Here is a 15,670-nt window from a genome sequence, read left to right on the forward strand (position 1 = left end):
AAAATAAGGAAAATAACTTATTGAGAGTATATTCAACAAGTTTATTCGTTGAAGCCGCGGCCGCTTGTCTCTTCCAATCTTCTAAAAACAGAACGAATGCCGCTCCCTCATGCTCAAAAATTGCTTTCAATCCGCAAAGATATATCGTAATATAAGATATAATCTTAATAAACGATGTAAGGTGGATGATGATGTCAAACGAAATCATGCGATTAAATGACCTCTGGACAGATATTTACTACCGGCTCCGTTATCAGCACCATGAAAAAATCACTCACCAAGGTGTACGGATTCTGCAAGTCATTCAAAAAGAGAAGGCAGTCGGAATAAAAGACATTGCCGAAGCGATTCAAGTATCACATAATACCGCTTCGGAACATATAAAGCGGTTACTGCAGAAAAAGTACGTTTATAAAACCAGAAGTGTTGAGGATGAGCGGAAAGTCATTTTAAAACTTACCAGTTTGGGGGCGGATGTCCTTTACCGGCATTCCGGTCTTGATGAAGAAAAGCTTAAACAGCTTCTTTTTGACAGCATGAATCATGAAGAACGAACACTTGTCTTAAAAGCATTCAGTTTGATGAAGGAGCGTGCTGAAGATGTTTACGATCGTTAAAATCATTGTCTCCGCTGCTATTATTGGGATTATCACTGAAATATCAAGAAGAAGCCCGAGTTATGGAGGTATTATAGCGGCATTACCAATTGTCAGTATGCTGAGCATGGTTTGGCTGTACATCCAAGGCGAAACGAAGGAGACATTAAGTCATTTTGCATTCAGCGTGGCTTACGGCATCCCCTCCACAGTCATTATGCTGGTCATTATCGGCATCGCCCTTCGCCATTCACTGTCTTTCATTGCCGCATCAGGGCTTGGACTTACAGGATGGCTGGTTTTCTTGTATGCTCAGGATTTTATCGTAAAACATATAAACAGTCAGCAATAAGCATCTTAGCGCTTGTTTGTAAATACGAGGAATTTAAAAAAACAGGGATACCCCTGTCTTAAAAGTGACTCCGATTAAAAAGCGAACCCCCTTTCTTCACGAGAAGCAGACACCGCCGAACACAAAAACATCCCGTGTTGCGAACGGAGTCCGCAGCCTGTACAGCCATATCGGCATAAAAAACCGGCTGATCTCTCAAACAGAATGTCCGGCAATCACCTCAAAAAACGAGGTGAAATCTGTCAGTATCCCGTCATCCGCCAGCTGCTTTTCTTCAAATAGCGCGCGGTTTTTTCCGAGCGGGTCAATGGCCATAATCTTGCCTGCACCTGCTTTTTTCGCCGCTGTGAGCCCCGAAAAGGCATCTTCAATGACTAAGCATTCTTCAGGTCTGAGGCCTAACTTTTCCGATGCGATGAGAAAAATATCCGGCGCCGGTTTTCCGGGGAAGCTCCCGTCATCAAACGTGACTTTGTCAAAATCAAACCACCGATCCAACTGAAAGACGTCAAAGTAAAACTCGACATTTTCCTTTACCGTAGCCGTGGCAATGGTCATTGGCGTTTCTGATTTTTTCAGATGGTTCAATACGCCGGTCAGTCCCTTCGTCAGCTTTAACTCATCTTTGTTTTCAAGGCATAATTCTCTGTAGTAGGCTTCTTTTTCAAAAGACAGCTTCTCGATTTCTTCATTTGTTAAATCGCCGGAAATAAAACACGTCAGGATTTCACTGTTTGTTCTCCCATGAATGTTAACGAAAATGTCTTCATCAGAAATGGTTTTCGGCGCGTATTTTTTCACCATGAAAAACCATGCTTTTTCGTGCAGATGCGAATCTTGAAACATCGTGCCGTTGAAATCAAAAATAACCCCTTTCATCGAACCGCCCGCCTTTTTTATTTTTTTGCGATTTTGACATCTACATATTGCTCGTAATGAATTTGAACATCTTTCATCACTTTATCATCCGTAATCAGATAATCCATATCATGTAAGTTATAGAACACGTAAAAATCTTCCCGGTTGAATTTTTTATTATCCGCCAGTAAAAATTTCGTCCGCGAATTATTCAGCGCGATTTGATGGGCTTCCCCTTCTTCAATGCTGTAAGAAGAAATCTCATCATTATGTATGCCGTTTGCGCTGATGAAAGCTTTCGTAAAATTGAATTTCTGCAGATTGCCGTTCACGATGGGCCCGACGAAGGCACCGGTATTTTTTCGGAAATCGCCGCCAATCAGGATGGTATCCGCAGTGTCACCATGTTTTAAAATATCAAATACGGGATAGTTGTTTGTGATAATCCTGATTCGCTTATGCAGCAGGTGTTTGGCTAAAAGTTCAATCGTCGTGCCGGGCCCTAAAAAAACGGTATCGCCGTCATTTACATATGAAGCTGCGAGTTCCGCGATTTTCTCCTTCTCATCCATTTGAACACCCAGTTTTTCATTATGCGATAATTCGTGATCAATGGAATAAGATATGCTCTGTGCGCCTCCGTGAATACGTACGATTTTTCCGGCCTTATCCAGCTCGTCCAGATCTCTTCTCACTGTCATATCAGAAACATCCAGTTCATCGATAATATCACTCACCGTAATAAACCCCCGCGAGTTTACGATATCGACGATTTTTAAAAGACGCTCTTTTTTTAACATGTTCAATCATCCCCTCAACTTTACACACAATCTAACACACTGCGGCAATCTGGTCAACAAAAACAAACACTAACAAACAATATAATCAGCATATAAAACAACGAAAAACTTATAAAACCCCTATTAAAACAGATGTTATTTCTTTACGAAGCTATTGACAACAAAAATGTATGCGTTTACTATTAAACAAAAGATAACAATTACGAACATTAACAAACTCCAATTCACACATTGGCGAAGGAGGATTCAGTAATGCTCAAATTACCTCATGACTTTATTTTCGGCGGGGCGACTGCGGCATATCAAGCGGAAGGCGCCACAAAAGAAGGCGGCAAAGGACCTGTAGCCTGGGATGAATTTCTTGAAAAACAGGGAAGATTCAGCCCTGATCCGGCAAGTGATTTTTACCGTCAGTTTCCGGAAGATATTAAACTATGTGAAAAATTCGGAATAAACGGCATCCGCCTTTCTATAGCCTGGACGAGAATTTTCCCTGACGGCACGGGCAAAATCAATCAGGAAGGTGTTGATTACTATCATCGTATTTTCTCAGAGTGCCATAAACGCAACGTCACCCCTTTTGTCACGCTGCATCATTTCGATACACCGAAAGGATTATTTGATCAGGGAGATTTCCTCAACCGCGCTGCAATAGAAGCGTTTGTCAGCTATGCGGAGTTTTGCTTTAAAGAATTCAGCGAAATCAGATATTGGAGCACGTTTAACGAAATTTATCCCACAGCCACCAACCAGTATTTACTCGGGGTTTTCCCGCCATCTATTAAAGGTGATATCACAAAAGTCATTCAATGCCTCCATCACATGATGGTAGCGCATGCGATGACCGTCAATCTTTTTAAAGACGGCGGCTATCCGGGAGAAATCGGTGTCGTTCACTCATTAGAAACAAAATATCCCGCCAGCGACTCAGAAGATGACCGCCACGCCTGTTTTCTGGATGACGCGTTATCAGTGAGATTCCTCCTCGACGCCACCTACCTCGGCTATTATTCTGAGGAAACCATGCGGGCTCTGGATGAAATCTGTGAGGCAAACGGCGCTTCCTACGAGTTTTCAGACAGTGACTTTGACGTGATGAAAAAAGCTTCAACGCGCAATGATTATCTCGGCATCAATCATTATCAATGCCATTTCGTCAAAGCGTACGACGGAGAAACCGTTATTCACCATAACGGAACGGGCGATAAGGGCACTTCGGTCTATAAAGTAAAAGGAATCGGCGAAAGAATTTACAAAGAAGGCCTGAAGCGGACCGATTGGGACTGGCTCATTTATCCTGAAGGCATGTATGACATGCTGATGCGCATCAAACGGGACTATCCGCAATATAACAAAATTTACATTACCGAAAACGGCATGGGCTATAAAGATGAGTTTGAAGACGGCATCATTATGGATAAGGCAAGAATCGACTATTTAAAAGTCTATTTAGAAGCCGTCAGTAAAGCGATTACCGACGGGGTCAACGTAAAGGGGTACTTCTTATGGTCCTTAATGGATTTATTTTCATGGACCAACGGCTACAACAAACGTTACGGTCTTTTTTACGTCGACTTTGACACCCAAAAACGGTATCCGAAAGAATCGGCCTACTGGTACAAACTTGTAAGTGAAACAAAAACAATCATTTAACGATCATACATGGTGAAAAGAGTCTCTTTTCATCATGTGTGCCGTCTTTAGGAGGTTTTTTTCATGACAAAGGAAGAATTGCAGATGCTCGGTTTTGAAATCGTCGCCTATGCCGGCGACGCCAGAAGCACTTTATTGAAAGTCCTGAAAGAAGTCCGTGCCGGAAACTTCGAAAACACGGAAGCAGCATTGAAAAGCGCCGATGAAAATTTAACCCTCGCCCACAATGCGCAAACGAAAATGTTAGCTGAAGAAGCTGACGGCAAGGACATGGAATTAGGGTTTATTTTCGTTCACGGTCAGGACCACTTGATGACAACCCTTTTGCTCCGTGATCTTATTCAGGATTTTATAGAACTCTACCGAAGCCGCCGATAAGGAGTGGAAAAATGAACGGTATCATCAAGCAAATCGAAAAGGGAAAACCGTTTTTTGAAAAAATCTCAAGAAACATTTATTTAGGCGCGATCCGCGACGGCTTCTTAACTGCCATGCCTGTTATTTTATTCGCCAGCATTTTCATCCTCACCGCCGCTGTGCCGGAAGTGTTGGGTTTCACTTGGCCTAAAAGTGTTTCTGAATGGCTTTGGAAAGTTTATAACTATTCAATGGGCGCCCTCGGTCTGATCGTTGCGGCAACAAGTGCGAAATGCCTGAGTGAATCAATGAACCGAAAAATGCCTAAAAACAAAGGGATCAACCCCGTTTCAGCGATGCTTGCTTCAGTCGTCGGGTTTCTCATTTTAAGCGTCACTCAAATCGATGGCGGATTCTCCACGGAATACCTCGGCACAAAAGGTCTTTTAGCCGCTTTTGTATCCGCTTTCATAACAGTGAACGTTTACAGATTCTGCGTGCTGAAAAATATTACGATTAAAATGCCTAAAGAAGTACCGGGTACCATTTCACAAACATTTAAAGATGTTTTTCCGTTCGCTTTTTCCGTTTTGGCTATGGTGATCGTTGATTTATTGATCAGGAATACGCTGAATGTATCGTTTGCAGAGGCTCTCTCCTCTCTCTTATCGCCGTTTTTTACCGCCGCAGACGGTTATCTTGGGATTTGTATCATTTGGGGAATGATGGCGCTGTTCTGGTTTGTCGGCGTTCACGGGCCTTCTATTGTGGAACCTGCCATCGCAGCTATTATTTACGCAAATGTGGAGGCGAATCTTCAGCTTCATAATGCCGGCGAGCAAGCGTCCAACGTGCTGACCGTCGGACTCGGGAACTTCGTCGGCACAATGGGAGGGACCGGCGCAACCCTTGTTGTTCCGTTTATCTTTCTTCTTTTCGCGAAATCCAAGCAATTGAAAGCAGTCGGAAAAGCATCCGCGGTTCCGGTGTCTTTCGCAGTAAACGAACCTCTTCTCTTTGCTGCGCCGATCATTTTAAATCCTTATTTTTTCATTCCGTTTGTTGTAACGCCGATGGTGAATGTCTGTCTGTTTAAATTTTTTGTGGATGTCATCGGAATGAACAGTTTTATGTATGTTCTTCCGTGGGCCACCCCGGCGCCCGCCGGCTTGATTCTCGGAACCGGCATGGGGCTCTCGGCTTTTGTACTGACGGCTGTATTAATCATCGTCGATTTCCTGATATACCTGCCATTCTGCAAAGCTTATGACAAAGTATTAGCGGCGAAAGAAGCCCAACACACCGAACCTGAAAGCGCGCCGCAAACATTACAGCCCGCCATGGCCGGCGCCTCCGAAGACGCGGCCTCCGTCATCAGCACAAATCTTCAGGAATCCTCATCCGCCTTGGAACACAGCACCAATGTGTTAGTGCTGTGCGCCGGAGCGGGAACGAGCGCCATGCTTGCGAACGCACTGACAGAAGGAGCCGAAGAATATAACGTGCCGATTACCGCCTCAGCAGGCGCCTACGGTTCCCATTACGACATCATGAAAGACTTCGATATGATCATTTTGGCTCCGCAAGTCGGCTCTTATTACGATGACATTAAAGAAGATGCGGATCGCCTGCAAGTGAAACTCATCGCAACGAAAGGAGCGGAATATATCAGCCTCACCAGAAATTCACAAAAAGCCATTCAGTTCATACTGGAGCATACCTCAAAATAGAATCGGGGGTTTATCATGGATGCCAAACTTTTGAAATTAAGATTCGAAGACGTTTTCAAGAGAAGTAACGGAGAACTGTTTTTCGCACCCGGCCGGATCAACCTGATCGGGGAACATACGGATTATATAGGCGGCCACGTTCTTCCATGCGCGATCACGATCGGAACTTATGCCGTATGCGCAAAACGCGAAGATCATCAGATCCGGTTATACTCAGAAAACTTTCCTGACAGCGGCATTGTCTGCCTTGATCTTTCCGCCACAGCATACAAAAAAGAAGACGGCTGGGCCAATTATCCGAAGGGGATGATCCATTACCTTCTTAAAGCCGGCGGCCAAATAGACAGCGGAATGGATATTCTTTTTCACGGTACGATTCCAAACGGAGCCGGTTTAAGCTCCTCCGCTTCTATTGAAATGTTAACCAGTTCCATTTTAAGGAAGTTATTCAGTCTGGATGTTTCCGATACTGAACTGGCGCTTATCGGAAAAAGAGTCGAAAATGAATTTATCGGCGTGAATTCAGGCATTATGGATCAATTCGCAGTGCAAAAAGGCAAAAAGAACATGGCTATTCTGTTAAACTGCGATAAGCTTGAGCACGAAATGATTCCGGCTGCTTTTAACGGATATAAAATCGTCATTATGAATACGAACAAGCGCCGGGAGCTGGCGGCTTCAAAATATAATGAACGCCGCAGCGAATGTGACGAGGCTCTCTCGGAACTGCGGCAATATCGGAATATCGCATCACTTGCGGAATTGACGGCAGAAGAATTCAACGAACTCGAATCCCTTCTCTCCTGTGAAACGTTGCGTAAAAGAGCCCGGCACGCGGTCAATGAAAACGAGCGAACCCTCTCAGCCGCGGAAGCTCTCAAATCGAATGATTTGAAAACGTTCGGCGAGCTGATGAATGCGTCCCACCGTTCGTTACGCGATGATTATGAAGTGACCGGTGACGAATTAGACGCGCTCGCTGAAGCAGCCTGGAAAGAAGGAGCACTCGGAGCGCGGATGACGGGCGCGGGGTTCGGCGGCTGCGCCATAGCCATTGTAGAAAGTGAAGAAACCGCCGGCTTTATACGGGCCGTTTCATCTCACTACCGCAGCAGGACAGGTCTTGAAGCTTCTTTTTACATCGCAGATATAAGCGATGGCGCGGCTGAATGGAGGGAAAACTAATCATGGCGATTCTCGTTCTCGGCGGCGCCGGCTATATCGGTTCTCATGCGGTTGATCAATTATTAAACAAAGGATTGAAAACGATAGCTGTGGATCATCTGCAGACAGGCCACCGGAAAGCTGTCCATGAAAAAGCAGTTTTTTACTATGGAGATATCCGTGACAAACCGTTTCTTCGCTCTGTGTTTGCGAAGGAGAACGTAACAGGCGTTCTCCATTTTGCCGCTCAATCCCTTGTGGGCGAATCAATGAAAGACCCTCTTTCATATTTCAATAATAATGTGTACGGTACACAAATTACGCTGGAGGTCATGCAGGAATTCGGGGTGAAACACATTGTGTTTTCTTCATCCGCCGCTGTATACGGCGAACCTGAAAAAGTGCCCATCACAGAAGACATGCCGGAAAAGCCGGAAAGCGCATACGGCGAATCAAAACTCATGGCAGAAAAAATGCTGAAGTGGTGTGAAACCGCCTGCGGCATAAAATATGTCTCGCTTCGGTATTTTAACGTTGCCGGCGCGAAAACGGACGGTTCCATCGGAGAAGATCATCATCCGGAAACCCATCTTATCCCTATCCTTTTACAAACCGCGCTCGGTCAGCGCGAGGAGGTTTTGATATTCGGCACTGACTATGATACAAAAGACGGCACGTGCATCCGCGATTATGTCCATGTTTCCGATTTAATCGATGCTCATATTCTCGCTCTGGAATATTTGCAAAACGGCGGAGACAGCGGCATTTTCAATTTAGGATCAAGCACCGGGTTTTCCGTATCAGAAATGGCGGAAGCGGCCCGGCAAGTGACCAAAAGAGACATAAAAGTAAGAGCGGCCGCAAGAAGACCCGGTGATCCAAGCACCCTCATCGCTTCCAGCGATAAAGCGCGGAACATTCTGGGCTGGAATCCGAAACAAACGAACATATCGGAAATCATTGCGTCAGCATGGAATTGGCATCGGCATCATCCAAACGGATACAAGGACAAATGAAATGGAGGCGGCGGTCATTGACGTTTTTGAATCAGTCGCAGGGTTTCTGAAAGAAAGCACTGTCTTAGGCGACATAAATGAAACAGATGTGATTTATACAAGAAACAGACTTCTCGATCTGCTCGGACTGACGAATTATGCAGAACCGAAACATATCAAGAAACAAAACAGGCTTCACTATTTGGACGAAATGGTGAAAGACGCGGTAAAACGGTCAATCATTAACGATACGCCGGCTGAAAGAGACATGCTGGAAAGCAGAATCATGGACGTGATCACACCGGCCCCTTCTCTGATCAATGCCGCATTCAGCAAATTGTTATCAGATTGCCCGAAAAAAGCAACAGATTATTTTTATAGATTGAGTCAAAACAACGACTATATTAAGACGCAGGCCATTCGAAAAAATATCGTGTACAGCTCACCAACACCTTTTGGAGAATTGGACATCACCATTAATTTATCAAAGCCCGAAAAAGACCCTAAAGACATCGCCGCGATAAAAAACAGCCCGGAAAACCGGTATCCGACATGCCTGCTCTGTATGGAAAACGAGGGGTATACCGGAACACCGCATCACCCCGCCCGTTCAAACCACCGCATCATCAGGCTTGACTTAGCGGGAGAACAGTGGGGGTTTCAATACTCTCCTTATGCGTATTACAGCGAGCATGCTATCTTTCTTTCAAGCGTGCACAAGCCGATGAACATCAGCCGTGACAGCTTCAGAAGGCTTCTGGCCATTACGGAAATTTTCCCGCATTATTTCGCGGGATCAAACGCTGACCTGCCGATCGTAGGAGGTTCCATTCTTTCACACGATCATTATCAAGGCGGCGCCCATGAGTTTCCGATGGCAAAAGCGGGTTCCCTCTACCCTTTTCATATGCGTCATTTTCCAGACGTTCAGGCCGAAGCCGTGAAGTGGCCGGTATCAGTGATCCGCCTTCGCGCAAAAGATCCGAATTTGCTGACAGATGCCGCTGCGTATGTTTTTGAAAAGTGGCGGGAATATTCAGACGAAACCGTCAGCATCATCGCAAAGACAAATGAACCCCATAATACCGTCACCCCAATTGCCAGACGCAGGGGAACGGATTTCGAAATCGATCTCGCTCTCAGAAACAACCGCACCTCCGAAGATTATCCGGATGGCATTTTTCACCCGCATCAAGATGTCCATCACATCAAAAAAGAAAATATCGGTCTGATTGAAGTGATGGGGCTCGCCGTTTTACCTCCCCGCCTGAAAGATGAGCTGGCAGAAGTGAAAAAGTATTTACTGAATGAACCTCATGACATCAAAGACATTCATCTTCCGTGGGCTGAAAACATCAAAGCGGATGAAGACGTGACACCGGAAAATGCAGCCGCTGTTTTACAAAAAGAAACCGCGAATGTATTTTTACGCGCGCTGACCGATTCAGGCGTTTTTAAAATGACACCCGAAGGAATTCAGGCGTTTCAGCGTTTCACGACGTTATTGGAGAATGGCAGCTGAAACATTCAGAGTGAAATCAATCAACAATCTTTTTTATCAGGAGGTATTGTGATGTTCAAAAACCGATTGAAACGTGTATTTGTAAACGCAATCTGTCTTTCTCTCATTTTCACTGCTTTTACATTCTTTGAGAAGTCTCCTAAAGCAAAAGCGGATGCCCCGTTTGCCTATGGCGCTGATATAGGATGGCTGAAACAAATGGAGGACGAAGGTGTGCGCTGGCTGGATGACGGCGGAAAACAGAAAGATGCCTTGCAGATTCTTAAAGATCACGGAATAAATGCCGTGAGACTGAGAGTGTTTGTGAATCCGCCAAGCAGCTATTATTGGCTGAAAGACGGCACAACATGGACCATGCTCGGCTATAGTGACAAAGCGGGCGTACTTGCGGCGGCCAAAAGGGCAAAAGCGTTAGGAATGAAGGTAATGGTTGACTTCCATTACAGTGATGTGTTCGCTGATCCCGGCCACCAGACCAAGCCGAACCAATGGACCGGCTATTCAAGCAGCCAGCTGCAGGCAGCCGTGTATAACCATACGTACGATGTCATGAAAGAACTTAAAAATCACGGCATCTCCCCTGATTGGGTGCAAGTAGGGAATGAAATGAATTCAGGAATTTTACTGCCCGACGGCAGCACGAACGATTTCAGCAAATTGACCGCCTTACTGAACAAAGGCTATGACGCCGTGAAATCCGTCAGCCCGGCCACCAAGGTCATCAGCCATTTGGCACACGGCACGGACAACAGCCTATTCAGATGGTGGTTTGATCAATTCTTTAAAAACGGAGGAAAAACCGACATCATCGGCGTTTCGTTCTATCCCTATTGGGAGGGTAAGCCGTACTGGGAGCTCACCGGCCAATTATCCTCTAATTTAAATGACATCGCCTCACGCTACAACAAGGAAGTTATGGTGGTTGAACTGGGCGGAGATGAAAATAATCCGAAAGATTCCTACTGGACCATAAAAGACACCATAAAACTGGTGAAAGCGGTTCCGAACGGTAAAGGAACCGGCGTATTTTACTGGGAGCCCGAGGCTCACTCCAGCGTTCTGTCAGACGCGTATCCATTAGGCGCAACCGCCAAAGTGTCTAAAAACGTCTTGAAATACACAACCGCAATTGACGCTTTTTATGACGCCGCAACAGGAAAATGATTGATGCGAATCTCAAGCAGGCTCATTGCGCAGCCTGCTTTTTTATAAGGCTGTAGAGTTAGCCTGTTATGAAACAGAGAAAGTAACGAATACGGAAAGAAAGATACCCGAAAAGCCGCTTTTTAAATAGAATACTTCTTCTGTTCCCCCTCCTTCTTATTTCTGCGCACTATCTCTCAGTTCCTAAATAATAACTTTACGATTGTTGAAAAAGAAACAAAAATTTTATAATATTGTGTAAGCACCACCGAGCAGGAGGACGGGCCATGGACAAAAAAGAACAGCTCCTCACGGATTTCAGGGACTTTTTTAACAAGATGGTGTGGCTGAATAGGCTGAAGATGGAAGAAAGCCTTAAGGGGCATAAACCTTCTGAAGTGCATTGCATCGAATTCATCGAAAAAATTGAAGACGCCAATGTGACAAAACTTGCGGAGTCTCTTTATATGACAAGAGGCGCCATAAGTAAATTAACGAAGAAGCTTATCAATAAAGGCCTTATCGAAAGCTATCAGAAGCCGCTTAACAAGAAAGAAATCTATTTCAGGCTTACTGAGCAAGGAAAAGTCATTTATAAAATTCACGAGGAATTGCACAAAGAGTTTCAAGAACGCGACAAAATCGTGTTTGAACAAGTAACCGATGAACAATTTGACACGATGCTGAACTTCGTGGAAACATACAGCAGGCATTTGGATTCAGAAATAAAGAAACTTGGTGCAGACATGAAATCGGAATAAATATGAATAAAACCATAGGCAGCCCTGCTCCATGAAAACGGGCTGCCTTTTTATATCCCTCTTATTGTTGACAAAGAAACAAAATCACTCTATTATTTTGTTGACAAGGAAACAAAGACAGCGATTTTGAGAGGAGAATACTATGTCAAGACATAAAAGAAAGGAACTTCGGCTGCCAAAAGAAGTTCTCACAGCCGCCTGGGCTATTGCACTGGGAGCAATCGCTCCAATGCTTGACTCTACGATGGTAAACATCGCCATCGACAAACTGACCAAAGACTTCAACACGACATTGGATACCATTCAGTGGTCCGTTACAGGCTATGTCTTAGCACTTGCGATTGCAGTACCCGTATCCGGCTGGCTTATGAACAAATATAACGGTAAGAAAATCTTCATCGGCTCAGTCATCGCCTTTGGTGTCATTTCTGTTTTTGCGGGGATGAGCCGTGACGTTTCCAGCTTCATCTTCTTTCGTTTGCTTCAAGGATTCAGCGCCGGCATTATGACTCCGCTTATGTCAACACTCTTGGTTAAAACGGCAGGTCCGGAAAACCTGGGAAAAGTGATGGCAATCGTCAGCACCCCTATGATCTTCGGCCCGATCTTAGGACCTGTCATCGGAGGCTTCATCGTCCAAGGCGCTTCATGGCATTGGATTTTTTACATCAACGTGTTCATCGTTTTGATTGCCGCACCGCTTATGATGAAAACCATTCCAGACTTTGAACCATTCAACAAAGATCGTAAACTCGATATTTTCGGGATTATCAATTTGTCATTAATGAGCGCGGCATTGATTTACGCTATTACAAAAGCGGCGGATCATGCATCATTTAACAATAGCGACACCATTTTATGGGCGGACATCGGTCTTGTTTCAGCAGCCATTTATCTTGTATATAATCTGATCAAGAAAAACCAAACCGTGCTGCCTATGAATTTGTTTGCAAACAAGAGCTTCTTATCATCTTCGATCGGGTTGTTCTTAGCGAATGTTGCCATCATGGGGCCGATGTTAATACTTCCGCTGTTTTTTCAAAACATTCGTCATTTCACGGCAGTCGGAGCAGCACTCGCTTTAATCCCTCAAGGAGTCGGAATGCTCGTGACTCGTCCGCTGATCGGAAAAATGATTGATAAAATCGGTGCGAAATACGTGGTTACGGTCAGTCTTGTTCTTTCGCTGATCGGATCTATCCCGCTTATTTTTATCACCGATAACACAAGTATGATCTGGATTTCCGTCGTATTATTTATCCGCGGCACCAGTTTTGGAGGAATTATGCTCCCATTAATGAGTGACGCTTATACAGGCCTTGACAGCAAACAGCTTCCGGAAGCGGGTGTCGGTATTCATATGATTGAAAACCTCGGTTCCAGCTTTGGCTCAGCTGTGATCGCAACCGTTACCGCAACTGTCATACAAGGATTGCAGCCAACGATTCCGAACAGTTTAAAAGGCTACCATGCCGGATTCTTAATATCCGTCATCATCCTTGCGGCCATCTTCATTCCAAGTCTGTTCCTTACCCATAAAAAGACTGCGATATAAAGAACTTTTTAAAGTAAAAAACCCTTGCGCAGCAAGGGTTTTAGTGAACGAAACTGATGATTGTTGTTGACAGAGTCGGCCAACAATAGACAAAGCCTTTTACTCATTCACATTGCTTTTCATTAACCATTCTACTTCCGTTAATTCTTGTTTTTGAACGTCTTTTGTATGTTTTTTCGTAAAATGGACTTTAACAGCTTCTTCGTTTTCCCAAATCTCCCAAAGCATGATTTTGCGTTCTGATGGTTCGAGCGGATGAGCATGGAACTGAATACAGCCTTCTTCTTTGTTCGTTTCTTCCTCAAGTTTTTTGAATTCCTTCATTATTTCATTAAGGTCTTTATCACTGATGATTTTTAAGCATGCCGTTATGTAATGCATCGAAATTCCCCCTCTTCCCATCTTTTTATGGCTTTACATTATAACATCGAAACCGGCATACCGCATTCTCAACATATAAAAAACCGTCCATAAAAAATGAACGGCAATGTTTATTTAAGGGCATTCAGAGCGACTTTTGCAGCCTCAGCGATAAGAGCATTATTATAATTGGCATCTTCCGTAAACCGGTTTGACAGGATTGCCAAAACAATTGGGGCTCTGTCAGGCGGCCAAACGATGGCAATGTCGTTTCGTGTGCCGTAGCTTCCGGCTCCGGATTTATCGCCGACTTCCCATCCTGCAGGAGCGCCTGCCCGAATCAGTTCGTCGCCGGTAGCGTTGCCCTGCATCCAATCCGTTAAGATCGTGCGCTTGTCAGTCGTTAGAGTGTTACCCAAAGCGAAAGTCTTAAGATCAGTTGCCAGTGCTTTTGCGGTGCTTGTGTCACGACGATCCCCGGGAATCGCCGAGTTTAAATCCGTCTCGAATCGATCAGCTTTCGTTACATGATCCCCGATCTGTTTCAATGACTTTTCGAAACCTTTAGGGCCGCCAAGCTGCTGCAGCAATAGGTTCCCGGCGGTATTATCGCTGTAACGGACAGCGGCTTCTGAGATTTCTTTCAGGCTCATGCCTGTATCCAGGTGTTTTTCTGTGATTGGAGAATATGTAACTAAATCGTCTTTGCTGTAGCGGATGATGGCATTAAGTTTTTCATTTGAGCTTTTCTTCAGAACAGCAGCCGCGGCCAGAACTTTATAAGTTGATGCGTAAGCAAACCGTTCATTCGGCCGATAGGCGATTGTCTTGTTTGAACCTGTATCAATCGCATAAACCCCAAGCCTGGCATCAAATTTTTTCTCAAGCTGAACAAATTTCTGATTCGTTATACAGCTTGTCATTTTTGTGTCTTCTATAGACTTCGCTTCAGCATGCGCTGAGCCGAATAAAGGATTGAAACCGGTAAAGCTTAAACATAAAAGTCCAATGCATATTCCAACTTGTATTCCCGCTTTATTTTTCACATTCAGGCCTCCTCATTAAAATGATTTTGTATACATCTTCTAATTAACATTACAAACAGGATGAAAGTCAATATATTTCCTGTGAATGATTAAATGCGCCGCCCTTGCCGCGTTTAAGTGTTTGCATGTTTCGTGTTCATCATCTATTTGTTATCCCTCCGTGCAAATAAAAACGGACACCAATCAGAGCACAGTGATGCTGTGCAATGATCAGAGTCCGCAGGCTTTCCGTCTTGGACCTATATATGTTTCTCTTGCAGACTATAAAAATCATAAGTAAGTTAACAAACGCATTACCTTAATCTCGCCAGTAAAAAAATTATATCATTTTATATATTTCAATAAGATTATTATCTGGATCTCTGAAATGAGCAACTCGTGCACGCCATTCCTGACGATCATGTGGTTCATTGACGCATTTAATCCCTTGCTTGTGCAGATACTCATACGTTTTATCAACATCTTCTACCTTAAACTGAAGCAAAAATCTTGATTGCGCATCTCCGTCTAAAGATTTTCTTTCTTCTCCAACTATTTCAGCCATATTTTCTCGAGATAAAAGCTCTATTTTCGTTTCTCCATTATCGAAAAGTGCATATTCCATTTCCTTCTCTAACCAACTTATTGGAAGTCCTAATAAATCTTTATAAAACTCGACGCTTTTCTTAAAGTCATTAACCAATAGTCTAATTTGCAGCAACTTCATATTGAACGCCTCCTATATTTTTACTGGCCATTCATTTAATCATACAATAGGGACCTGACAGCATTATGTCAA

The 15,670-nt window shown here is 44.2% G+C and carries 16 protein-coding genes; 11 read left to right on the forward strand and 5 right to left on the reverse strand.

The features are described from left to right. Positions 1–191 precede the first annotated feature (191 nt). Positions 192–617 carry a MarR family winged helix-turn-helix transcriptional regulator gene (locus AR442_RS13400; RefSeq protein ID WP_025649618.1) on the forward strand — a complete coding sequence of 142 codons (426 nt, stop codon included), beginning with the start codon at positions 192–194 and terminating at the stop codon, positions 615–617. Then, positions 601–948 carry a DUF3147 family protein gene (locus tag AR442_RS13405; protein ID WP_053285043.1) on the forward strand — a complete coding sequence of 116 codons (348 nt, stop codon included), beginning with the start codon at positions 601–603 and terminating at the stop codon, positions 946–948. The genes AR442_RS13400 and AR442_RS13405 overlap by 17 nt, the downstream gene beginning before the upstream one ends. A 195-nt stretch (positions 949–1,143) precedes the next feature. On the opposite strand, the gene AR442_RS13410 is transcribed toward AR442_RS13405, so the two are convergent. After that, on the reverse strand, positions 1,144–1,827 hold the full coding sequence (locus AR442_RS13410; RefSeq protein ID WP_053285044.1) for an HAD family hydrolase: 684 nt from the start codon (positions 1,825–1,827) through the stop codon (positions 1,144–1,146). Positions 1,828–1,844: 17 nt separating this feature from the next. Further along, positions 1,845–2,606 carry a DeoR/GlpR family DNA-binding transcription regulator gene (locus AR442_RS13415; protein ID WP_053285045.1) on the reverse strand — a complete coding sequence of 254 codons (762 nt, stop codon included), beginning with the start codon at positions 2,604–2,606 and terminating at the stop codon, positions 1,845–1,847. A 252-nt stretch (positions 2,607–2,858) separates the two neighbouring features. On the opposite strand from AR442_RS13415, the gene lacG reads away from it, so the two are divergent. The 9 genes from lacG (at position 2,859) to AR442_RS13460 (ending at position 13,486) form a co-directional block, all read left to right on the forward strand. Next, positions 2,859–4,259 (forward strand): 6-phospho-beta-galactosidase, encoded by a 1,401-nt coding sequence (lacG, locus tag AR442_RS13420; protein ID WP_053285046.1) that lies wholly within the window; start codon positions 2,859–2,861, stop codon positions 4,257–4,259. Between the two features lie 63 nt (positions 4,260–4,322). Then, positions 4,323–4,637 (forward strand): PTS sugar transporter subunit IIA, encoded by a 315-nt coding sequence (locus AR442_RS13425; protein ID WP_007407323.1) that lies wholly within the window; start codon positions 4,323–4,325, stop codon positions 4,635–4,637. 11 nt (positions 4,638–4,648) lie between these two features. Continuing rightward, positions 4,649–6,346 (forward strand): PTS lactose transporter subunit IIBC, encoded by a 1,698-nt coding sequence (locus tag AR442_RS13430; protein ID WP_014417492.1) that lies wholly within the window; start codon positions 4,649–4,651, stop codon positions 6,344–6,346. Positions 6,347–6,361: 15 nt separating this feature from the next. Next, on the forward strand, positions 6,362–7,531 hold the full coding sequence (locus AR442_RS13435) for a galactokinase (RefSeq protein ID WP_014417491.1): 1,170 nt from the start codon (positions 6,362–6,364) through the stop codon (positions 7,529–7,531). 2 nt (positions 7,532–7,533) lie between these two features. Then, positions 7,534–8,526: a UDP-glucose 4-epimerase GalE gene (galE, locus tag AR442_RS13440; RefSeq protein ID WP_014417490.1), complete on the forward strand. Its 993-nt coding sequence runs from the start codon at positions 7,534–7,536 to the stop codon at positions 8,524–8,526. 1 nt (position 8,527) lies between these two features. Then, a complete protein-coding gene (gene galT / locus AR442_RS13445; protein ID WP_014417489.1) occupies positions 8,528–10,027 on the forward strand; it encodes a UDP-glucose--hexose-1-phosphate uridylyltransferase in 1,500 nt (499 codons plus the stop codon). A 51-nt stretch (positions 10,028–10,078) separates the two neighbouring features. Beyond that, positions 10,079–11,191, forward strand: coding sequence for a glycoside hydrolase family 53 protein (locus tag AR442_RS13450; protein ID WP_014417488.1), 1,113 nt, complete (start codon positions 10,079–10,081; stop codon positions 11,189–11,191). Between the two features lie 266 nt (positions 11,192–11,457). Continuing rightward, on the forward strand, positions 11,458–11,931 hold the full coding sequence (locus AR442_RS13455) for a MarR family transcriptional regulator (RefSeq protein WP_007407329.1): 474 nt from the start codon (positions 11,458–11,460) through the stop codon (positions 11,929–11,931). Positions 11,932–12,073: 142 nt separating this feature from the next. Next, complete coding sequence (locus AR442_RS13460; protein WP_014417487.1) at positions 12,074–13,486, forward strand: MDR family MFS transporter; 1,413 nt, start codon at positions 12,074–12,076, stop codon at positions 13,484–13,486. 99 nt (positions 13,487–13,585) lie between these two features. On the opposite strand, the gene AR442_RS13465 is transcribed toward AR442_RS13460, so the two are convergent. From AR442_RS13465 to AR442_RS13475, 3 genes are all read right to left on the reverse strand, one after another. After that, a complete protein-coding gene (locus AR442_RS13465) occupies positions 13,586–13,867 on the reverse strand; it encodes a putative quinol monooxygenase (RefSeq protein ID WP_003154950.1) in 282 nt (93 codons plus the stop codon). Positions 13,868–13,977: 110 nt separating this feature from the next. Continuing rightward, positions 13,978–14,898, reverse strand: a complete 921-nt coding sequence (bla, locus tag AR442_RS13470; protein ID WP_088056525.1) for a class A beta-lactamase — start codon at positions 14,896–14,898, stop codon at positions 13,978–13,980. Between the two features lie 313 nt (positions 14,899–15,211). After that, the gene (locus tag AR442_RS13475; protein WP_014417485.1) at positions 15,212–15,598 is read right to left on the reverse strand and encodes a VOC family protein; all 387 of its coding nucleotides are present in this window, start codon (positions 15,596–15,598) and stop codon (positions 15,212–15,214) included. Positions 15,599–15,670 lie beyond the last annotated feature (72 nt).

Source organism: Bacillus velezensis (assembly GCF_001461825.1).
GTDB lineage: Bacteria > Bacillota > Bacilli > Bacillales > Bacillaceae > Bacillus > Bacillus velezensis.